Origin of the sequence: Streptomyces sp. 378 (assembly GCF_030124145.1) — a bacterium.
GTDB lineage: Bacteria > Actinomycetota > Actinomycetes > Streptomycetales > Streptomycetaceae > Streptomyces.
The window spans coordinates 143,967-164,182 of sequence record NZ_JASKMS010000016.1 but is presented as its reverse complement, the minus strand read 5'-3'; the positions used below and the strand labels follow the sequence as shown (position 1 = coordinate 164,182).

Genomic DNA, 20,216 nt, shown 5'->3' with positions numbered 1-20,216 from the left:
CCCACTCCTCGACCGAAGCGCTGTCCGATAGTAGGAAATGATGCGATATGAGCGAGCCCGCCGAGCGAGGGCACGCCGGGTGGCTACTCTCCCTTTTGTGCCGGTTTCCAGCTCTGTGACCAGCTCCATGCGCCACGCCGTGCAGGGCATCTGGCGCGAAGCCGCCAAGTTCGGCGTCGTCGGCGCGCTGGCGTTCGTCGTCGACCACGGCGGCTACAACCTGCTCGTCTTCGGGCTGCCCGGCGGGGCACGGGGCGGGCCGATGAGCGCCTCCCCGGTCCTGGCGTCCGCCCTCGCGACCTGCGCCGCCGCACTGTTCAGCTGGGCCGGGAACCGCTACTGGACCTACCGCGACCGGCACGGCGAGAAGGTGACCCGCGAACTCGCCCTCTTCCTCGCCGCGAACGGAGTGGGGCTCGCCATCACCGCCGGGACCGTCTTCGCCTCCCGGCACCTGCTCGGACTCGACTCACCGCTCAGCGACAACACGGCCCGCGTCCTGGGCTGGGTGCTCGCGACCCTGTTCCGCTTCTACGCCTACCGGCGCTACGTCTTCGTCGCATCGTGAGCCGTTAGCATCCGGCACATGGGACAAATGGGATGGATGCCTCGGGTGCGGCACTGGGGCTGGGTCCTGGCCGCCGTCGCCGCCGTGGGCTGCCTGGCCACGATCCTCGTCTTCGCCCCCGGCTACCTGAGTCCCGACAGCCTCGACCAGCTCCGGCAGGCCGAGGGGAAGAAGCCGCTGACCGACTGGCACCCGCCCGTGCTGAGCCTGGTGTGGCGGGCGCTCATCGCGGTGACCGGCTCGATCGCGTCCATGCTGGTCCTCCAGTCGCTCGTGTTCTGGGGGGCGTTGTGGGTGCTGGCCCGGTGCGTGTGGGACCTGACCGGCAAGCGCGGCGGATCGCTCGCCGTACTCGGACTCGGCCTGGCCCCCTTCGTGCTGACGTTCGCCGGAGTGGTGTGGAAGGACGTCCACACGGCTCAGGCGCTGCTCGCCGCGTGCGCGGTCGCGTGCACGGGGCTGCGCGTCCGGGACCGGCGCGTGGGCCCCGCCGTGCGGTGGGGCCTGCTCTGGCTGGGCGTGCTGTTCCTCGCCTACGCCATGCTCGTGCGCAAGAACGCCTTCCTCGCGGCGATCCCCGTCTTCGTCCTGCTCGTCCTCGCGCTGTGGCGCGCCCCCGGACGCGGCACGTGGCTGCGGTGCACGGGCGCGCTCGCCGTCGCGCTGGTCGTGCCCGCCGTCGCCGTCTCGCTGTTCGCCGAGCCGCTGCGGACCAAGCAGGGCGCGCAGATCATGCTGGACGACCTGGTGCACGTGCTGCGGGTGGAGGAGCTGCGGTCGGCCGACGTCTCCCCCGCCCTCCGGGACCGGCTCGTGGCCTCGGCGCGCGAGTGCCGGCGCGTCGGCGCCCTGTCCGACGCCTACTGGGCGTGCTACGAACGGCCGGCCGACGGGCTGCGCGGCGACTCGGGCGAGATCACCTCCCTGTGGCTGCGGGAGATGGGCGGGCACGTGCCGCAGTACCTCCAGTACCGGCTGCGCCTGTTCGCGTCACTGTTGTTCGAGACCGGCTACCCCTACAAGGCGGGCGTCACCCGCAACGACCTGGGCATCGAGGTGGCGCACCCCCGGCTGGAGGACATGCTCGGCACGTACGTCAAGGGGATGGCCGCCGACCTGCCCTGGCTGTTCCGCGGGTGGTTCTGGCTGGCCGTCGCGCTGGTGCTCGCCGCCCGGCCCGGCCGGGGCGCCTTCGCGATGCCGGTCCGGGCGCTGGGCATCAGCGCGGCGGCCTACATTCTCGGCTATCTGCCGATCATGCCCGCGACGGACTTCCGCTACGTCTACTGGCCCGCGCTCGCCGGCGCCCTCGGCCTGCTGCTGCTGTGGCTGGGCCGGGGCGCGGCTCCCGGGCGACCGCCGAGCCCCGGCGCCGCGTCCGGCCGCTCCCTGACGGAGCACCAGCCGGCGGACGCCGGGGCCGCTGGGACCCGTCAGTCCAGCACCGGCAGCAGCTGAGGCAACTGCCCGTCCGAGGCCGCCGCCGCCCGCTGCCGCTCCTCGGGAACCTCCCCGTACAGGGTGTTCCGGGCCCTGGCCGGACGGCCCGCGGCGTCCGCCACCGCGATCAGGTCCTTGACCGACTTGTACGAGCCGTACGACGAGCCCGCCATGCGGGAGATCGTCTCCTCCATGAGTGTCCCGCCGAGGTCGTTCGCGCCCGAGCGGAGCATCTCGGCCGCACCCTCCGAGCCCAGCTTCACCCAGCTGGTCTGGATGTTGGGGATGTACGGGTGCAACAGCAGCCGGGCCATGGCCGTGACCGCGCGGTTGTCCCGCATGGTCGGGCCCGGGCGGGCGATCCCCGCCAGGTAGACCGGCGCGTTGGTGTGCACGAACGGCAGCGTCACGAACTCGGTGAAGCCGCCCGTGCGCTGCTGGATGCCGGCCAGGGTGCGCAGATGCCCGAGCCAGTGCCGGGGCTGGTCGACGTGGCCGTACATCATCGTCGACGACGAGCGGATGCCCAGGTCGTGGGCGGTCGTCACCACGTCGATCCAGTCGGCCGCCGGCAGCTTGCCCTTGGTGAGGATCCAGCGGACCTCGTCGTCGAGGATCTCGGCGGCCGTGCCCGGGATGGTGTCCAGGCCCGCCTCCTTCGCGGCGGTCAGCCACTCGCGGACGGACATGCCGGTGCGCGTCGCGCCGTTGACGACCTCCATCGGCGAGAAGGCGTGCACGTGCATGCCCGGGACGCGTTCCTTCACGGCCCGCGCGATGTCGAAGTACGCCGTGCCCGGCAGGTCCGGGTGGATGCCGCCCTGCATGCAGACCTCCACCGCGCCCACCTCCCAGGCCTGCTGGGCCCGGTCGGCGACCTGGTCCAGGGAGAGGGTGTAGGCGTCGGCGTCCGTGCGGCGCTGGGCGAAGGCGCAGAAGCGGCAGCCGGTGTAACAGACGTTGGTGAAGTTGATGTTGCGGGTGACGATGTAGGTGACGTCGTCGCCGACGGCCGACTTGCGAACGTCGTCGGCGATGCGGGCGAGGGCGTCCAGCGCCGGGCCGTCCGCGTGCAGCAGGGCGAGGGCCTCGTCGTCGGTGAGCTTCGTCGGATCGTCGGCGGCCGTGCGCAGGGCCTGCCGTACGTCGGTGTCGATGCGCTCGGGGGCCATGCCCGGGGCTGCGGCCTCGCGCAGGGCGCCCCAGTCGCCGTACACCTCGTCGAAGTCGTCCCGGCGGTCCGAGGTGCGGCCCTCGGAGTCGATCGAGGAGTGCAGGTCGGTGCGGCCCGACGCGACGAAGACCTCCTCCGGCTCCTGCCACGGCAGGCCCTCCGGCAGGGCTTCGGGGCGGGCGAGCCCGGTCTCCGGGTCCGCCAGCGCGGCCACGTGCGGGCGCAGCCGCGGGTCCAGCCAGGGCTCACCGCGCCGCACGAACTCCGGGTACACGCAGAGCCGTTCGCGCAGCTCGAACCCGGCGGCGCGGGACTTCTCGGCGAGCCGCTCGATCTGCGGCCAGGGGCGCTCGGGGTTGACGTGGTCGATGGTGAGCGGGGAGACACCTCCCCAGTCGTCGATACCGGCTGCGATCAGCCGCCCGTACTCGTCGTCGACGAGGTTGGGCGGGGCCTGGATGTTGCCGCTCGGGCCCATGAGGAGCCGGGCGACGGCCACCGTGGCGACCAGTTCGTCGAGTTCCGCGTCGGGCATGCCGCGCATCGCGGTGTCCGGCTTGGCGCGGAAGTTCTGGATGATCAGTTCCTGGACGCCGTGGTAGGCCCGGGAGACCTTCCGCAGCGCGAACAGGGACTCGGCGCGCTCCTCGTAGGTCTCGCCGATGCCTATGAGGACCCCGGAGGTGAAGGGCACGGAGGAACGCCCCGCGTCCTCCAGGACCCGCAGGCGGACGGCGGGTTCCTTGTCGGGAGAACCGTGGTGCGGGCCGCCCGGCTCCGACCAGAGGCGCCTCGCGGTGGTCTCCAGCATCATGCCCATGCTGGGCGCGACCGGCTTCAGACGCTGGAAGTCCGTCCAGCTCATGACGCCCGGGTTCAGGTGGGGCAGCAGGCCCGTCTCCTCCAGAATGCGGACGGAGATGGCCCGGACGTAGGCGATGGTGTCGTCGTAGCCGTGCGCGTCGAGCCACTCGCGCGCCTCCGGCCAGCGGTCCTCGGGCTTGTCGCCGAGGGTGATGAGGGCTTCCTTGCAGCCGAGGGCGGCGCCCTTGCGGGCGATGTCCAGCACCTCGTCCGGGGACATGAACATCCCGTGGCCCTCCCGGCGCAGCTTGCCGGGGACGGTGACGAACGTGCAGTAGTGGCACTTGTCCCGGCACAGTCGCGTCAGGGGGATGAAGACGCTCTTCGAGTACGTGATGACGCCCGGCCGCCCGGCCGCCGCCAGGCCCGCGTCCCGCACCCGGGCGGCCGAGGCCGACAGGTCCTCCAGCCGCTCACCCCGCGCCTGGAGCAGCACCGCGGCCTCGGCGACGTCGAGCGAGACGCCGTCCCTGGCCCGTTTCAGGGCGCGACGCATGGAGTTCTCGGTGGGGCCGGTTCCGGAGGTCGCGGAAGTCGTCATCCTTCGAGCATACGAGTGCGCTGATCAGGCTCGGGGCAGCCCCGTCAGTGGAAGGCCAGCCATCCGATGCCCAGGGCCGAGACGAGACCGGCTGCGGCCACGGCGGCCGGTCTGTGGCGGTGCAGGGCGAACCAGACCAGCGCTGCGGTCACCAGCACGGCCGTCGTGCCGATCGCGGCACGCAGCAGGCCCTGGCTGTAGCCGTACTCGGTGAAATGACGCAGGAGCCAGGAAAACCAGGCAAGCCGCATGACGCTCTCTCCCCCCATGGTGAACTGAACAGTAGTTTAGTAGAGGGGGGCCAACCGGCCTGCCTGGCAGGGGAGTTGTCAGAGATGGGCGGCGAGGCCGTCCAGGGTCTTCAGCACCTCCGCCTCCCCCGCCGGAGGCAGCTGCGCCACGGCCTCCTCGATGCCGAGGTCGGCGTAGCGGGCGAGCTTGCCCGGGGTCGGGTGGACGGCGTAGGGGACGACCTGGAGGGCCTGGGGGTCACGGCCGGCGTCGGCCCAGGCGGCGCGCAGAACCGGCAGCGACTCGCCGAGGCCCCGGCCGCCGATCGGCAGCCAGCCATCGGCGTACTCGCTGATGTGGGAGAACAGCTTGGGTCCGGCGGCCCCGCCGACGAGCGTGCGCGGGCCGACGATCGGACCGCGCGGCTTCTGCACGGGCTTCGGATACGCGTGACTGGCCCGGACGCCGCCGAACTCCCCGTCGTACGCGACCGGTTCCTCCGACCACAGGGCCCGCATCAGCGCCATCCGGTCCCGGACCAGCTCGCGCCGGGTGCTCCACCGCACGCCGTGGTCGGCGGCCTCCTCGACGTTCCAGCCGAAGCCGAGCCCCAGGGTGAACCGGCCGCCGGAGAGGTGGTCGAGGGTCGCGACCTGCTTGGCCAGGACGATCGGATCGTGCTGGGCGACGAGCGTGATGCCCGTGCCGAGCCCGAGCCGCTCGGTGACGGCGGCGGCCTGGCCGAGGGCCACGAACGGGTCGAAGGTGCGGCCGTACTCGCGCGGCAGCTCGCCACCCGCCGGGTACGGCGTGGTCCGCTCGACGGGGATGTGGGTGTGCTCGGGCAGGTACAACCCGACGAATCCGCGATCCTCCAGCTCCCGGGCGAGCCGGGTCGGGGTGATCGTCTCGTCGGTGAGGAAGATCGTCACGGCGATGCGCATGACCTCATCACTACCCGAGAGGGGACCGACTGTCGATACCGACTGGTCGGCATTCATCTCGTGCCGTGTCAAAGCAGCCGATTCCCTCCTCGTGCACCTCGCGGAGACTGCCGAGGTGCACCCCCACAGGGTATGGAGAAATCCAAGGGAGACCATGGATGCCCGTGCACGACAGCTGGTTGATTGGCCTTGCGGGACAGCTCCCGCCCAAGGAGACACGAAACGCCTGTGGAGCGCCGGTGCACACGTGCCCGCACAGCGCGGCGAAGCAGGAAGCCCCCGGAAGGGTCAGCCGACCCAGGCCGGAATCCCTGGACTTAGGTCAGGGAGTACGTCAAGTTGGGAAGCGTGAGCTTCGCGTCGGCGGCCGACGGGGGCCGGGAGAGCAGAACCGTGCGCGGCACGCTGCCACCCGGCTCCCCGGACTTCGTGTACGTGCCCGTAGAAGTCCCGGCCGGTGTCCGGGAGCTCAGGGTCGCCTACACCTACGACCGGCCGTCCGTCCCGGCCGGCACCCTGGGCAACGCCCTCGACATCGGCGTCTTCGACGAGCGCGGCACCGAGCTCGGCGGCCGGGGCTTTCGCGGCTGGTCGGGCGGGGCGCGCACCGAGTTCTTCCTCCGCGCCGACGACGCGACGCCCGGCTACCTCCCGGGCCCGGTGCGCGAGGGCACCTGGCACATCACGCTCGGCCCGTACACGGTCGCCCCGCAGGGCCTGTCGTACGAGATCACCATCACGCTGACGTACGGGGAGCCGGGCGAGGCCGCCGAGCCGGTGTATCCGCCGGAGCGGGCGAAGGGCCGGGGGCGGGCCTGGTACCGGGGCGACTGCCATCTGCACTCCTGGTACTCCGACGGCCGCCGCACCCCCGCCGAGATCGGCGAACTGGCCCGGGCCGCCGGTCTGGACTTCATCAACTCCGCCGAGCACAACACGCACGCGGCGCACGCCCACTGGGCCGACGTGGCCGGGGACGACCTGCTGGTCATGCTGGGCGAGGAGGTCACCACCCGCAACGGGCACGTCGTCGCGCTCGGCACCGACCCGGGCACCTTCGTCGACTGGCGCTACCGGGCCCGCGACAACCGCTTCGGCCGGTTCGCCCGGCAGATCCGGCGCGCCGGCGGCCTGGTCGTCCCGGCCCACCCGCACGCCACCTGCGTCGGCTGCAACTGGAAGTTCGGCTTCGACGAAGCGGACGCGGTGGAGGTGTGGAACGGCCCCTACACGCCCGACGACGAGGTGGCGCTGGCCGACTGGGACAGCATGCTCGTGGCGTCCGTACGGGACGGGCGCGGCTGGCTCCCGGCGATGGGCAGCAGCGACGCCCACCGCTCCCCGGACGCGGTGGGCAGCCCCCAGACGGTCGTCCTGGCCGAGGACCTGACCCGGGAGGCCGTCCAGGAGGGCATCCGGGCGGGACGGTCCTACATCGCCGAGTCCGCCAGGGTCGCGCTGTCGTTCGGGGTGTCCGGCGATCGCGGCGCGCACGCGGGCATCGGCGAGCGGCTCACGGCCGGCCGCGACACCCCGGTCACCGTCCGCCTGGAGGTGACGGGCGCCCCGCGCTGCACGGTCCGTTTCGTCACCGACCAGGGCGTGCTGCACACCAGCGCCCCGCTGCCGGTGTCCGGCTCGGGGGTCATGGAGTGGCGGACGACACCGTCGTACGCGGCGTACGTCCGGGCCGAGGTGCGGCACGAGGCGGCGGCGGGGCCGGTGCCGGGACCACTGGCGGCGTTCACGAATCCGATCTTCCTGGGGCACCGCTAGGGGTGTCCGCCAGGTCGGCCACGACCGCCGCGTGGTCGGAGGGCCACACCCCGTCGACCGGGCCGTCGCAGGCCCTCCGTATGTCCCGGACACGGCCGAGCCCGCCGGGGCCGGGCGGGCCCACATGGATGTAGTCGATGCGTGCGCCGGGTTTCCGGCCGGCCACCACGTGCGGGTTGGCCGCGTCCCACGTGGCGGAGGGCGCGGCCGGGTCGGCGTACTCCCAGGCGTCGACGAGGACCTGCCCGGGCACGGTCGGGGCCGTCTTGTAGCCGCCGAGGAGACGGATCTCGTCGGAGTCGGGCCAGGCGTTGAGGTCGCCGGTGACGACGGGCGGGAACGGGGTGTCGCCGCCGTGCCGGGCGACGAACTCGGCGAGTGCGGCGACCTGGCGGCAGCGGACCGCCGAGGCGTGCAGGGCGGAGCTGAAGTGGGCCGTGAAGAACGGCACTTCGTGGCCGGGCGCGGCCAGGCGGGCGTAGAGGGCCAGGCGGCCGTCGTCCGTGTCGGCCGGGGCGGGCAGCGGCAGCACATCCTGGTCGACGACCGGCCATCTGCTGAGCACGGCGTTGCCGATGCCGACGGCAGGGTCCCCGATCCGCCGCTGCCAGCGCTCGGGGGCGGGCGAGGCGCCCCAGGCCCAGTGCAGGCCGAGCTCACCGGCCAGCCACTCGGCGAGGTTCTCGCCGTCGGCCGCCCAGACCTCCTGCAGTCCCACGACGTCGGGCCGCAGCTCCCGCAGGGCCGTGAGAATCGCCTTCTGCCGCGTCTGCCACGGCCCGAAGCGCCACCACAGATTCCAGGTAACGATCCGCATCCGCAGCCACCCGCTCCCGTCGTTGCCGCGTCCGGGATCATTGAAGCAGGAACCATTGCAGATTCCGTGAGAGCTACGTGTGAAGGAGACCACCGGCCATGTCCCGCCTCACCGACCTGAGGTTCCGCGCCACCACGGTCTTCCAGCGCCGCATCAACCCGCTCATGCGCCGCCTCCCCCTCCAGACCGTCCTGGAGACCAGGGGCCGCGTCTCGGGCCTGCCCCGCCGGACCCCGGTGGGTGGCCGCCGCGTCGGCGACTCCTTCTGGATCGTGTCGGAGTTCGGCGAACGGTCGCAGTACGTCCGCAACATCAAGGCCGATCCGCGGGTGCGGGTGCGCGTCCGGGGGCGGTGGCACGCGGGGACCGCGCATCTGGTGCCGGGGGACGATCCGGTGGCGCGACTGCGGCGGCTGCCCCGGGTCAACAGCCTGGGGGTGCGGGTGCTGGGGACGGATCTGCTGACGGTGCGGGTCGACCTCGCGGACTGAGGGGTCCTTTCACCAGGCCCGCCCGGGTCGCTCCCAGTGAGAGGACCCCTGAGTCAGCCCGGCCAGACGATCGCCTGCACCTCGCTGTAGGCGTGCAGGGCGTACGAGCCGACGTCCCGGCCGACCCCGCTCTGCTTGAAGCCGCCGAAGGGTGCCTCCATGTTCCGGCCCACGGTGTTCACCCCGACACCCCCGGCCCGGAGCAGCCGCGCCACCCGAAAGGCACGGGCCACGTCGCCCGACCAGACGTAGTCGATCAGGCCGTAGTCGGTGTCGTTGGCGAGCGCGATGCCCTCCTCCTCGTCGTCGAAGGGGACGACCACCACCACCGGCCCGAAGATCTCCTCGCGGGCCACGCGCATGTCGTTGGTGCAGTCCGCCAGGAGGGTCGGCGCGACGTAGAAGCCGGTGGGCAGGTCAGGGCGTTCGCCGCCCGCCACCACCACCGCGCCTTCCTTCCGGCCCAGTTCGACGTACGACTCCACCCGGTCCCGGTGCGCCTGCGAGATCACCGGCCCGACCACGGTGTCCGGCTCGCGCGGGTCCCCGACCTTCAACCGGTCGGCGTAGGCGATCAGTTGTTCCACCAGCCGGTCGTAGATGCCGCGTTGCGCCAGGATGCGTGTCGGTGCCGTGCAGATCTGGCCGCTGTAGAAGGAGAAGGTCGTGCCGATCCCGGCGACGGCCGAGCGGAGGTCGGCGTCGTCGAAGACCACCGCGGCGCCCTTCCCGCCCAGCTCCATCAACTGCCGTTTCATGTCCCGCCCGCACACCTCGGCGATGCGCCGGCCGACCGCCGTGGAGCCGGTGAAGCTGACCATGTCGACGTCCAGCGCCGCCACGGCCGCCTCACCGACCCCGGTCGACCGGCCGGACACGACGTTCACCACGCCCGGCGGGACACCCGCCTCCTCCAGCGCCTGCGCCATCCGGTAGACCGACAGCGGATCCTGCGGGGCGGGCTTCACCACGACCGTGTTTCCCATGGCCAGGGCGGGGGCGACCTTCCCGGCCGGGTTGGCCCAGGGGTTGTTGTACGAGGTGACGCAGGTGACGACCCCGACGGGCTGCCGGACGGCCAGAGCGCCCATCACCCCGGCCTTTCCCATCGGCCCGGCCTCGTTGATCTGGGGCGGGATCGCCCATTCGGCGGGCTCCGTCCGGGCGTAGCGCCGGAAGCGGGCGGCGGCTACGCCGACCTGCAGAGCGCGGGCGGTGCCAAGGGTCGCTCCGGTCTCCGCCTGCGCCAGTGACGCGTACTCCTTCAGCCGTCCGGCGATGATCCCCGCCGCCCGGCCGAGGACCGCGGCCCGCTCCTCCGGTGCCGTGCGCGACCACGGCCCGAAGGCCTCGCGGGCCGCGGCGCAGGCCGCGAGCACCTGATCCCGCGAGGCCTCCGGCGCCCACCCGACGGTCTCCTCGCTCGCCGGGTCGGTCACCTCGTAGTGCCCGCCGTCCGGCTCCACCCAGGAGCCGCCGACGAACAGCGGCTGCTGTGCCGTCACCTCGTGCTCACCGTCTCCGTGTCCCGCCCCGAGCGCAGCACCCGGCCCGGCACGGCCCCGGTCACCACGTCGTCCCGGATCGCCTCGACCCCGTTGACCCACACGGCCCGCACGCCCAGCGCCCGGGAGTCCAGCCGCGGGCTGTCGCCCGGCAGGTCGTGCACCAGGGTGGCCGGGCCCGCGTCGATCCGCTCCGGGTCGAGCAGGACCAGGTCCGCGTGCCAGCCCTCCCGGATCCGCCCCCGTTCGCGCAGTCCGAAGAGTCGGGCCGGGTCGTCGGTCAGCATCTTCACGGCCTGCTCCAGACCGACCAGCTTCCGGCCCCGCAGGCAGTCCCCGAGGAACCGGGTCGTGTACGGCGCCCCGCACATCCGGTCCAGATGGGCGCCCGCGTCGGACCCGCCGAGCAGTACGTCCTCGTGCTGCCAGGTCTGAGCCCGCAGCGCCCAGGACGCCGGGTCGTTGTCGGGCGGCATCGGCCACAGCACCGTGCGCAGCCCGTCGTTGGCGCAGATCTCCACCAGGCACGCGAAGGGCTCCTGCCCGCGCTCCGCGGCGATGTCGTTCACCACGCGCCCGGTGAGCCCGGCGTTCGCCTCGCTGTAGGTGTCACCTATGACGTACCGCCCGAAGTTCGACAGCCGCCGGAAGACGCCCGCCTCCTTGGACCGGGCCCGCCGCAGCAGCTCGGCCCGCACGTCCGGGTCACGCAGCTTCTCGATCCGCTCGGGCACGGGCAGACCGAGGATCGGCCCCCACCCGGGGATGAGGTTCAGCGCGCAGAACGTCCCCAGCGACATGTTCATCGGCGTGAGGATCGGCATGGTCAGCGCCACGACCCTGCCGCCGGCCTTCCGCGCCTGCTCGCTCGCGAGCAGCTGCCGGGGCACCCGCTCGGGAACGGCCGCGTCGATCGTCAGCACGTTCCAGTTCAGCGGCCGCCCGGCCACCGCGCTCATGTCCGCGAACAGGTCGATCTCCGCGTCGCTGAACTGATCCAGACAGCCCGCGACGATCGCCTCGATCTGCGTGCCCTCGCACTCCCCCACGGCCCGCGACAGGGCCAGCAGCTCGGCCGGCCGGGCGTGCCGGGAGGCGACGGGCTGTCCGTCGCCGTCGGAGTGACTGCTCGACTGGGTGGTGGACAGGCCCCAGGCCCCGGCGTCCATGGCCTCCCGCAGCAGCCGCACCATCGCCGCGAGCTGCTCCTGGCTCGGCTGCCCGCCCACCGCGTCCGACCCCATCACATACCGCCGCAGTGCGCAGTGCCCCACCATGAACCCGGCGTTGACGGCGATCCGCCCTTCCAGGGCGTCCAGGTACTCCCCGAAGGAGTGCCAGCTCCAGGGTGCGCCCTCCTCCAGCGCCACCAGCGCCATGCCCTCGACCCTGGACATCATCCGCCGCGTGTAGTCGGCGTCCTCGGGCCGATCGGGATGCAGCGGCGCCAGCGTGAACCCGCAGTTCCCGCCGGCGACGGTGGTGACCCCGTGGTTGAGGGACGGCGTGGCGTACGGGTCCCAGAAGAGCTGGGCGTCGTAGTGGGTGTGGGGATCGACGAAGCCGGGGGTGAGGACGAGCCCGGAGGCGTCCTCGGTGGTGCGCGCTTCCTCGGTGACCCGGCCGATGACGGCGATGCGGCCGTCTTTGACGCCTACGTCGGCGGTGTAGCCGGGCGCACCGGTCCCGTCGACGACGGTGGCCCCTGTGATGACGTGATCGAGCATGACGACTCAACTCCCTCGAGTACGACGCCTTAGGGGCGCGGGGCTGTGTCGATGTGCGGCTCCACCGCGTGGGCGCGACCAGCCACGACGCGCCCGCACCCGCCACCGCACGCTCAGCCGACCCCCCGGAACCGCGACGTCCGATGCACGGGATCCGTATCGATCCTGGGAATCACGTGCTCCCCGACCAGCCGGATCGTCTGCAGCGTCTCCTCCTTCGGCACCCCCACCGGCAGCCCGAAGCTCAGCTGATCGGCCCCGGCCTGCTCCCACCGCTTGCACTGCCGCAGCACCTCGTCCGGGTCCCCGCAGATCAGCAGTTCCTCCTCGATCAGGACCTCCACGAACTCCTCGGTGTACTCCGGCAGCGTCTCCGGCCACACGGGGAACCCCTCGGGCCGGGGGAACGTGTCGTGGTAGCGGAAGACCAGCGAGGGCAGATAGTGCAGCCCCCCGCTCGCGGCGATCCGCACCGCCTCGGCATGGGTCGGCGCGCAGATCGCCGTGGTCGTCACCATCACGTTGTCGTTCACGAAGGCCCCGACGGGCTCCGCGTCCACGATCGCCGTCTTGTACTGCTCCAGCACCCATTCCATGTCGGAGACCTTCTGCACGCTGAAGCCGAGCACCCCGAGGCCCTTCCTCGCCGCCATGGCGTACGACGGGGGCGACCCGGCCGCGTACCACATCGCCGGGTGCGAGGCGCCGTACGGCTTCGGCAGGACCTTCCGCGGCGGCAGCGACCAGTGCTTGCCCTGGAAGCCCTGGTACTCGTCCTGGAGCCACATCCTGGGGAACTCGGCGATCGTCTCCTCCCAGAGTTCCTTGGTGTGGTTCATGTCGGTGACGCCCGGCATGAACCCGAGGATCTCGTGGGACCCGGCGCCCCGCCCGCTGCCGAACTCGAAGCGGTTGCCGCTGAGGTGGTCGAGCATCGCGACCTTCTCGGCGACCTTCACCGGGTGGTTGACCGGGGCGAGCGGGTTGAAGATCCCCGAGCCCAGATGGATCCGCTCGGTCGCGTGCGCCAGGTACCCGAGGAAGACGTCGTTGGCGGAGAGGTGCGAGTACTCGTCCAGGAAGTGGTGCTCCGAGGCCCAGGCGTACTTGAAGCCCGACTTGTCCGCCTGGATGACGTACTCGGTCTCCTCCATCAGCGCCTTGTGCTCGGCGAGCGGGTCGGTCTCGGCCCGTTTGCCGACGTACCCCTGAACGAAGATGCCGAATTCCAAGGAGGTTCACCGCCCCACGGTCAGTTCTGACGATGCGTCAGATCGATGGGTCCGACTGTTCCACCGGCCTCCATGAGCGTCAATAGCTGACGGGGCGTCAGATGACGCTGAGGCCGGCCAGCCAGCCGCCGTCGATCACGAACGGCTGCCCCGTGATGTACGACGAGTCCTCCGAGGTGAGGAACAGCGCGAGCCTGGCCACCTCCTCCGGCCGCCCGGCCCTGCCCAGCGGCACGAGCTTGCGGTACAGCCGGTCGAGCCCCCTCGCCGTCTCCTCCGGGTCGGCGTCCGGGTCGAGCCGTGCCGGGTTGGACATCGCCGTGTCGACGGCCCCCGGACAGACGGCGTTGACGCGTATCCCCCGCCCGGCGAGCTCCAGCGCGGCGACCCGGGTCAGACCGACCACGGCGTGCTTGGACGCCGCGTAGGCGCCCACCGCGGCCATCCCGGTCAGGCCGGTGCAGGAGGCGGTGTTGACGATCGTGCCCCCGTCGGACATCTCCGGTGCGACCGCCCTGACGCCGAGGAAGCAGCCCACCTGGTTGACCTGGACGACCTGCATGAACTCGTCGAGGGGGGTGTCGATCAGGGAGTTGAAGCGCAGGACGCCGGCGTTGTTGACGAGCCCGTCGACGTGGCCGTACGCGTCCTTGGCGGCGGCGACGGCGGACCGCCAGTCGTCCTCCCGTCCCACGTCCAGGCGGACGTACCGCCCGCCGATCTCCTCGGCGAGGGCCTCGCCCTGGTCGTCGAGGACGTCCGCCAGGACCACCCGGGCCCCCTCGGCCGCGAACAGCCGCGCCTCCTGCTCGCCCTGACCGCGAGCGGCCCCGGTGATGATGACGACCCGTCCGTCCAGCCTTCCCATGGTGTCTCCTCACAGCTCGGGGGCGACCTCGGCGCCGAACGCCGCGATCTGGTCGACGAGTTCGGCGCGGCTCCGGCTGCGCAACCGCACCTGGACCTGGTGCACGCCCATCGCGCGGTACGCCCGCAGCGACTCGGCGAGCTCGCCCGGCCCGCCGGTGAGGGTCCGGCGCCCCACGTCCCACCGGGGCGTGCCGACGTACAGCGGCTCGGCGATGGCACCCATGGTGAACCGGCCTCGCACACCGGCCTGTTCGCGCCACTCCCGGATGCGTGCGATCTGCGCGGGCAGCCGGTCCCTCGGATCCCCCTGCGGCAGCCACCCGTCGCCCTTGAGGGCGGCCCGCCGGAGGGCGGCGGGCGAGGAGCCTCCGACCCACAGGGGAACTGGGTCCTGCACCGGCCGGGGCCGCTGCCCGAGCCCCTCGAAGTCGTACAGCTTGCCGTGGTGCTCGGGGAACTCCTCCGGCCCGAGGGCGGCGCGCAGGGCGTCCACGCACTCGTCGAGCACGGCCCCGCGCCGGCGGAAGTCGACGCCGAGGGCCTCGAACTCCTCCTGCACGTGCCCGGCACCGACCCCGAGGATCAGGCGACCGCTCGAAAGGTGGTCGAGGGTGGCGTACTGCTTGGCGGTGAGCAACGGGTGCCGCAGCCCCACGATCGCGACATGGCTGAGCAGCCGGATCCGTTCGGTGGCGGCGGCGAGGAAGGCGAGCGTGGCGACGGGGTCGTACCAGACGGTGCTCATGGCGGCGGCGAGCCGGCGGGGGATGCCGACGTGATCGCAACCGGCCAGGTAGTCGAATCCGGCCCGCTCGGCGGCGCGGGCGATCTCCAGCAGGTCGGCGGGGCCGGTCGCGGCCTCCCACTCCTCCGCGTAGAGGGTGCTCTGCGACTGGACGGGAAGCTGCATCCCGTAGCGCAGGCTCACCGCGCGCCTCCGCCGCCCGGCCACAGGCCCTCGGCCGTCAGCCCGAGCAGTTCGATGGCGTTGCCCCGCACGATCCGCTCCACGGCCTCCGGCTCAAGGTGCCCCATCTGCGCCTCGCCGACCTCGCGGGACTTGGGCCAGGTCGAGTCGGAGTGGGGGTAGTCGGTCTCGTAGAGGACGTTGCCGACGCCGATGGAGTCGAGGTTGCGCAGCCCGAAGGCGTCGTCGAAGAAGCAGCCGTAGACGTGCTCGGCGAACAGTTCGGACGGCGGCCTGTGCACCTTGTCGGCGACGCCGCCCCAGCCGCGGTTCTCCTCCCACACCACGTCGGCCCGTTCCAGGATGTAGGGGATCCAGCCGATCTGGCCCTCCGCGTACATGACCCTGAGGTTCGGGAACCGCTCGAACTTGCCGCTCATCAGCCAGTCGACCATGGAGAAGCAGCAGTTGGCGTACGTGATGGTGGAGCCGACGGCGGGCGGGGCGTCCGCGGAGGTGGACGGCATACGGCTGCTGGAGCCGATGTGCATGGCGACGACCGTGCCGGTCTCGTCGCACGCGGCGAGGAACGGGTCCCAGCCGTCGCTGTGGATGGAGGGCAGCCCGAGGAACGGCGGTATCTCGGAGAAGGCGACCGCGCGGACCCCGCGGGCGGCGTTGCGCCGGACCTCGGCCGCCGCCAGTTCGGCGTCCCACAGGGGGACGATGGGCAGGGGGATGAGCCGCCCGTGCGCGTCCGGGCCGCACCACTCCTCCACCATCCAGTCGTTGTAGGCGCGCACGCAGAGCAGGCCCAGCTCGTGGTCCTTCGCCTCGGTGAAGGTCTGGCCGCAGAAGCGCGGGAACGTCGGGAAGCAGAGGGCGGACTGGACGTGGTTGACGTCCATGTCGGCGAGCCGCTCGGTGACGTCGTGGGAACCGGGCCGCATCTGCTCGTAGGTGATGACCTCGAGCCGGATCTCGTCCCTGTCGTAGCCGACCGCGGTGTCGAGCCGGGTCAGGGGCCGGCGCAGATCCTCGTAGACCCACCAGTCGCCGACGGGGCCGTCGTCCCCGGGCTGCCCCATGACCGGCTTGAAGCGGCCTCCGAGGAAGGTCATCTCCTTCACGGGAGCACGGACGATCCGCGGCCCGGCGCTCCGGTACTTCTCCGGGAGCCGGTCCTGCCAGACGCTCGCGGGCTCCACGGTGTGGTCGTCCACGGAGATGATCAGCGGAAAGGTGCTGTCGTGGGTGTCCATGGCGCTCACGGTAGCGCTGATCTGACGGTGCGTCAGCTATGTGTGCGCGGGCCGGTTCCGGCCGCGATGGCGTGATCCTGCCGCTCCGGCCCGGCGCATGCGGAGAGAGTGTGCAGACCTGGTGGTCTCCGGAGCGCCGCCCTGTGATCGGCGTCTCCCACGGCTGACGTATCCGCCGTCAACAAGGCAAACTGGCGTGGTTGCTCAGGATGTCTAGGGGGACTGCATGGACGGTGTACCGGACGGTGTGCCGCGCGTACCGGAGCAGCGGCGTCCCGACCACGCGTCGACATCGCCGGAGCCGGCGACGCCGGACAAGCCCACGGAGCCGGGGGACTCCATGACACTGCGCTTCAGCGTGCTCGGCCCCGTGCGCGCCCGGCGCGGTGACGAGCCGGTCACCACCGGTTCCCCCCAGCAACGCGCCCTGCTGGCCGCCCTGCTGCTGCGCGAGGGCCGGACCGCCACGGCGGCGGAGCTGATCGACGCCCTGTGGGGCGAGGAACCGCCCTCGCAGGCCCTGGCGGCGGTACGGACGTACGCCTCACGCCTGCGCAAGGTGCTGGCCCCCGGCAGTGAGGGACGCCGGTCCGGCGGCACCGACGCCGACGCCGTCCTGGTCAGCGAGTCCGGCGGCTACGCCATCCGGGGCCTCGCCGAGAGCGCCCTGGACCTCACCGTCGCCCAGGACCTGGCGACCGAGGCGGAGAAGGCCCGCTCCGCCGGGGATCTCTGCCACGCCCGCGCCACCCTGCGCCGCGCCCTCGCCCTGTGGGACGGGGAGACCCTGGCCGGTGTGCCCGGCCCCTACGCTCAGGCCCAGCGCGTCCGGCTGGAGGAGTGGCGGCTCCAGCTCCTGGAATCCCGCCTGGACATGGACCTGGAGCAGGGCTGCCACGCCGAGGCGGTCTCCGAGCTCACGGCCCTCACCGCGACCCATCCCCTGCGCGAGCGGCTGCGCGAGCTCCTGATGCTGGCGCTCTACCGCAGCGGCCGTCAGGCCGAGGCCCTGGCCGTGTACGCCGACACCCGGCGGCTGCTCGCCGACGAACTCGGTGTGGACCCGCGCCCCGGCCTGAGCGAACTGCAACAGCGGATCCTGCAGGCGGACCCCGCACTGGCGGAGCCCTCCTCCCCCGCCCCCGAACCGGCCTCGGTCCCGGTCCGTCCGGCACAACTGCCCGCGACGGTACCGGACTTCACCGGCCGGTCCGGGTTCGTCCGCGAGCTCGGCGACATCCTCGCCTCCGCCGAGGGCCGGGTCATGGCGGTCTCGGCCCTGGCCGGCATCGGCGGCGTCGGCAAGACGACCCTCGCCGTGCACGTGGCGCACCGGGCCCGCGCGGCCTTCCCGGACGGGCAGCTGTACGTCGACCTCCAGGGCGCGGGCGCCCGTGCGGCGGAACCGGAGACGGTCCTGGGCTCGTTCCTGCGCGCCCTCGGCACGGCCGACTCGGCGATCCCCGATTCCCTGGAGGAACGCGCGGCCCTGTACCGCTCCGTCCTGGCCGGGCGCCGGGTGCTGGTCCTGCTCGACAACGCCCGGGACGCCGCCCAGGTGCGGCCCCTGCTGCCCGGCACGGACGGCTGCGCCGCGCTGGTCACCTCCCGGATGCGGATGGTGGACCTGGCCGGGGCCCATCTGATCGACCTCGACGTGATGGCCCCGGACGAGGCGCTCGCGCTGTTCACGAAGATCGTGGGCGAGGAGCGGGTGGCGTCCGAGCGCACGGCCGCCCTGGACGTGGTGGCGGCCTGCGGTTTCCTGCCGCTGGCGATCCGCATCGCGGCGTCCCGCCTGGCGGCCCGCCGCACCTGGACGGTGTCCGTCCTCGCGGCGAAACTCGCCGACGAACGCCGCCGCCTGGACGAACTCCAGGCCGGCGACCTGGCCGTCAAGGCGACCTTCGAACTCGGCTACGGCCAGCTGGAACCCGCCCAGGCCCGCGCGTTCCGCCTGCTCGGCCTGGCGGACGGCCCCGACATCTCCCTGGCCGCCGCGGCGGCGGTCCTGGACCTGCCGGCCGAGGACACCGAGGACCTGCTGGAGTCCCTCGTGGACACCTCCCTGCTCGAATCGGCGGCCCCCGGCCGCTACCGCTTCCACGACCTGGTACGGCTCTACGCGCGTGCCTGTGCGGAAAGGGACGAACTGCCCCCGAGCGAACGGAGCTCGGCGCTGTCCCGGCTGCTGGACTTCTACCTGGCGTCTGCGGCGCGCGTGTACGCGATCGAGCGGCCGGGTGACCGGCTGGTGGATCATCTGGAACCCACGTCGTATCCGGGGCTGCGGTTCGACGGCCGGCACGCGGCACAGGACTGGCTGTACGCGGAGGCCATCTGTCTCCTCGCGTGCGTGCGGCAGTCCGCGGGGCGGCCGGAGACCCTCCCCCGGGCGATCGACATGCTGTGGGCGGCGCACGACCTCTCCGAGTCGGGAGCCAACTCCAAGGAGTACGAGGCGACGGCCGGAGCGCTCGTCGACGCGGCCCGGTCGCACGGACTCGGGCGGGCGGAGGCACGCGCGCTGATGACGCTCGTCAACGTGCACCACGTGAGCGGCCGTTTCGAACAGGCCGAGGAGGAGGCGGAGCGGGCCATCCTGCTCGCGCGGGAGTCCGACGATTTGCTCCCCGTCTGCTGGGCGCGCAACGCGCGCGGCATCATCGCGCTCTACCAGAACCGGCACACGGACGGTGAGGAGCATCTCTCCCGGGCCATCGAGCACTTCCGGGCCCTGGGCGACCGCCCCGGCGAGGCCGCCGCGCTCTGCAACCTCTCCCGGATCCACCTCGCGACCGGGCGGACCCAGAGCGCGGTCGCGCTGGCCCAGGAGGGCATCGACATCTACGACGGCATGGGCAACTCCATGCGCGGCGCGAACGCCCGCTACGCCCTCGGGCTCGCCCTCACCCAGAGCGGGGAGCTGGGCAAGGCCGCCGACCGGCTCCAGGAGGCGGTGGAGGTGTTCCGCGACAGCAGGCAGCGCCTTTGGGAGGGCATGAGCCTGTTCCGGCTGGCCGAGGTGGATCTCGCCGCCCGGCGCACGGCACGGGCCGCCGCCAACGCCGAGATGGCCCTCACAGTGCTGCGCGGGATCGGCGGACAGTGGCGGCGGGGCAACGTCCTCACGGTCCTCGGGCGCGCGCTCAGCGGCATCGGCCAGACGGGCCGGGCCCAGGTCTGCTGGCAGGAGGCGGCCGCGATCTACGAGGAGCTGGGCTCGCCCGAGGCCGCCGAGGTGCGTGCGCTGCTGTCCCCGGTGCGGGCGGCCTGAGGGCGCGTCGGGGCGTTCATCATTCGTTTATCGCCGCACGCCATGATGAACGCAGTCGATCCGTCGCGTCGGGGGGCAGACGGGTCACCGCACGGGCCTCGCCCCGATCATTCGGGGCGAGCGGCCCGGGTGGGCCTGCCCGGCCATCCTCGGGGGAGTGGCCGGGCGGGCCCGCCGATCCCACCGCTTGATCCATGCCAAGGGGAGTTGACGATCATGGGCGACGAGCTCAAGCCGCAGGACCTGCACGCCACCGCCGAGCCGCTGGAGACCAAGGACCCGCGCGCCACGGAGGAGGGCGCCGTCAAGAAGCAGGACCTCCACGCGACCGAGGAGCCGCTCGAGGTCAAGGACCTGCACGCGACGTCGGAGCCCTTCAAGCCGACGAAGTAGGCCACCACGCACGGGGTTCGGCCGCGGCGGCGCGGAGGGGGAGCCGTCGCGGCCGAGGTGCGCCCGGGGGCAGACGGCGTCGCGTCAGAGGGGAACGACCCGCACGCCCGGACCACACAGCTTCGTCATGTCGTCCTCATCGGAGGTGAAGAGCACCACGCAATACCGTCCCCGCGTGCCGTGGGCCCGGTGGAGTG

At 72.4% G+C, this 20,216-nt stretch carries 15 protein-coding genes and 1 pseudogene; 6 read left to right on the top strand and 10 right to left on the bottom strand.

The window, feature by feature from the left end; genetic code table 11:
* The first annotated feature begins 97 nt into the window (after nucleotides 1-97).
* Both QNO09_RS22245 and QNO09_RS22240 read left to right on the top strand, forming a co-directional pair.
* Entirely contained in the window at nucleotides 98-568 is a 471-nt protein-coding gene (locus QNO09_RS22245) for a GtrA family protein (protein WP_283971991.1), read from the top strand.
* 18 nt (nucleotides 569-586) lie between these two features.
* Nucleotides 587-2,026 carry a hypothetical protein gene (locus QNO09_RS22240; protein ID WP_283971990.1) on the top strand — a complete coding sequence of 480 codons (1,440 nt, stop codon included), beginning with the start codon at nucleotides 587-589 and terminating at the stop codon, nucleotides 2,024-2,026.
* Here the strand turns inward: QNO09_RS22240 and QNO09_RS22235 are convergent.
* From QNO09_RS22235 to QNO09_RS22225, 3 genes are all read right to left on the bottom strand, one after another.
* Nucleotides 2,002-4,587, bottom strand: coding sequence for a bifunctional FO biosynthesis protein CofGH (locus tag QNO09_RS22235; protein WP_283971989.1), 2,586 nt, complete (start codon nucleotides 4,585-4,587; stop codon nucleotides 2,002-2,004). The genes QNO09_RS22240 and QNO09_RS22235 overlap by 25 nt on opposite strands.
* Nucleotides 4,588-4,631: 44 nt before the next feature.
* The gene (locus QNO09_RS22230) at nucleotides 4,632-4,838 is read right to left on the bottom strand and encodes a hypothetical protein (protein WP_283971988.1); all 207 of its coding nucleotides are present in this window, start codon (nucleotides 4,836-4,838) and stop codon (nucleotides 4,632-4,634) included.
* A gap of 78 nt (nucleotides 4,839-4,916) precedes the next feature.
* Complete coding sequence (locus QNO09_RS22225; RefSeq protein WP_283971987.1) at nucleotides 4,917-5,762, bottom strand: LLM class F420-dependent oxidoreductase; 846 nt, start codon at nucleotides 5,760-5,762, stop codon at nucleotides 4,917-4,919.
* A 339-nt stretch (nucleotides 5,763-6,101) separates the two neighbouring features.
* On the opposite strand from QNO09_RS22225, the pseudogene QNO09_RS22220 reads away from it, so the two are divergent.
* Nucleotides 6,102-7,538, top strand: a pseudogene (locus QNO09_RS22220) (CehA/McbA family metallohydrolase); the annotation flags it as partial.
* On the opposite strand, the gene QNO09_RS22215 reads toward QNO09_RS22220, so the two are convergent.
* Nucleotides 7,507-8,355 carry an endonuclease/exonuclease/phosphatase family protein gene (locus QNO09_RS22215; RefSeq protein WP_283971986.1) on the bottom strand — a complete coding sequence of 283 codons (849 nt, stop codon included), beginning with the start codon at nucleotides 8,353-8,355 and terminating at the stop codon, nucleotides 7,507-7,509. The pseudogene QNO09_RS22220 and the gene QNO09_RS22215 sit on opposite strands and share 32 nt — an antisense overlap.
* Before the next feature lie 98 nt (nucleotides 8,356-8,453).
* Here QNO09_RS22215 and QNO09_RS22210 point away from each other — a divergent pair, with 98 nt between their 5' ends.
* Nucleotides 8,454-8,846, top strand: a complete 393-nt coding sequence (locus tag QNO09_RS22210; RefSeq protein ID WP_283971985.1) for a nitroreductase/quinone reductase family protein — start codon at nucleotides 8,454-8,456, stop codon at nucleotides 8,844-8,846.
* Between the two features lie 53 nt (nucleotides 8,847-8,899).
* Here QNO09_RS22210 and QNO09_RS22205 read toward each other — a convergent pair whose 3' ends face one another.
* The 6 genes from QNO09_RS22205 to QNO09_RS22180 all read right to left on the bottom strand — a co-directional run bounded on the left by QNO09_RS22205 (nucleotide 8,900) and on the right by QNO09_RS22180 (nucleotide 16,349).
* Complete coding sequence (locus QNO09_RS22205; protein ID WP_283971984.1) at nucleotides 8,900-10,351, bottom strand: aldehyde dehydrogenase family protein; 1,452 nt, start codon at nucleotides 10,349-10,351, stop codon at nucleotides 8,900-8,902.
* Nucleotides 10,348-12,078: an N-acyl-D-amino-acid deacylase family protein gene (locus QNO09_RS22200; RefSeq protein ID WP_283971983.1), complete on the bottom strand. Its 1,731-nt coding sequence runs from the start codon at nucleotides 12,076-12,078 to the stop codon at nucleotides 10,348-10,350. The genes QNO09_RS22205 and QNO09_RS22200 overlap by 4 nt, the downstream gene beginning before the upstream one ends.
* Before the next feature lie 113 nt (nucleotides 12,079-12,191).
* The gene (locus QNO09_RS22195; protein WP_283971982.1) at nucleotides 12,192-13,310 is read right to left on the bottom strand and encodes an LLM class flavin-dependent oxidoreductase; all 1,119 of its coding nucleotides are present in this window, start codon (nucleotides 13,308-13,310) and stop codon (nucleotides 12,192-12,194) included.
* A 97-nt stretch (nucleotides 13,311-13,407) separates the two neighbouring features.
* Nucleotides 13,408-14,178: an SDR family NAD(P)-dependent oxidoreductase gene (locus QNO09_RS22190; protein ID WP_283971981.1), complete on the bottom strand. Its 771-nt coding sequence runs from the start codon at nucleotides 14,176-14,178 to the stop codon at nucleotides 13,408-13,410.
* Between the two features lie 9 nt (nucleotides 14,179-14,187).
* On the bottom strand, nucleotides 14,188-15,090 hold the full coding sequence (locus QNO09_RS22185; protein ID WP_283972021.1) for a TIGR03619 family F420-dependent LLM class oxidoreductase: 903 nt from the start codon (nucleotides 15,088-15,090) through the stop codon (nucleotides 14,188-14,190).
* Between the two features lie 14 nt (nucleotides 15,091-15,104).
* Entirely contained in the window at nucleotides 15,105-16,349 is a 1,245-nt protein-coding gene (locus tag QNO09_RS22180) for an amidohydrolase family protein (protein ID WP_283971980.1), read from the bottom strand.
* Between the two features lie 226 nt (nucleotides 16,350-16,575).
* Here QNO09_RS22180 and afsR point away from each other — a divergent pair, with 226 nt between their 5' ends.
* Entirely contained in the window at nucleotides 16,576-19,626 is a 3,051-nt protein-coding gene (gene afsR / locus QNO09_RS22175) for an SARP-family global regulator AfsR (protein ID WP_283971979.1), read from the top strand.
* A 216-nt stretch (nucleotides 19,627-19,842) separates the two neighbouring features.
* Complete coding sequence (locus tag QNO09_RS22170) at nucleotides 19,843-20,019, top strand: hypothetical protein (protein WP_283971978.1); 177 nt, start codon at nucleotides 19,843-19,845, stop codon at nucleotides 20,017-20,019.
* The last annotated feature ends 197 nt before the right edge of the window (nucleotides 20,020-20,216 follow it).

Coding starts and splice junctions, on each gene's coding strand:
- QNO09_RS22200 (WP_283971983.1), bottom strand. CDS start 12,078: ATGCTCGATCACGTCATCACAGGGGCCACCGTCGTCGACGGGACCGGT.
- QNO09_RS22210 (WP_283971985.1), top strand. CDS start 8,454: ATGTCCCGCCTCACCGACCTGAGGTTCCGCGCCACCACGGTCTTCCAG.
- QNO09_RS22240 (WP_283971990.1), top strand. CDS start 587: ATGGGACAAATGGGATGGATGCCTCGGGTGCGGCACTGGGGCTGGGTC.
- QNO09_RS22230 (WP_283971988.1), bottom strand. CDS start 4,838: ATGCGGCTTGCCTGGTTTTCCTGGCTCCTGCGTCATTTCACCGAGTAC.
- QNO09_RS22170 (WP_283971978.1), top strand. CDS start 19,843: ATGGGCGACGAGCTCAAGCCGCAGGACCTGCACGCCACCGCCGAGCCG.
- QNO09_RS22190 (WP_283971981.1), bottom strand. CDS start 14,178: ATGGGAAGGCTGGACGGACGGGTCGTCATCATCACCGGGGCCGCTCGC.
- QNO09_RS22225 (WP_283971987.1), bottom strand. CDS start 5,762: ATGCGCATCGCCGTGACGATCTTCCTCACCGACGAGACGATCACCCCG.
- QNO09_RS22180 (WP_283971980.1), bottom strand. CDS start 16,349: ATGGACACCCACGACAGCACCTTTCCGCTGATCATCTCCGTGGACGAC.
- QNO09_RS22185 (WP_283972021.1), bottom strand. CDS start 15,090: ATGCAGCTTCCCGTCCAGTCGCAGAGCACCCTCTACGCGGAGGAGTGG.
- QNO09_RS22215 (WP_283971986.1), bottom strand. CDS start 8,355: ATGCGGATCGTTACCTGGAATCTGTGGTGGCGCTTCGGGCCGTGGCAG.
- afsR (WP_283971979.1), top strand. CDS start 16,576: ATGGACGGTGTACCGGACGGTGTGCCGCGCGTACCGGAGCAGCGGCGT.
- QNO09_RS22235 (WP_283971989.1), bottom strand. CDS start 4,587: ATGACGACTTCCGCGACCTCCGGAACCGGCCCCACCGAGAACTCCATG.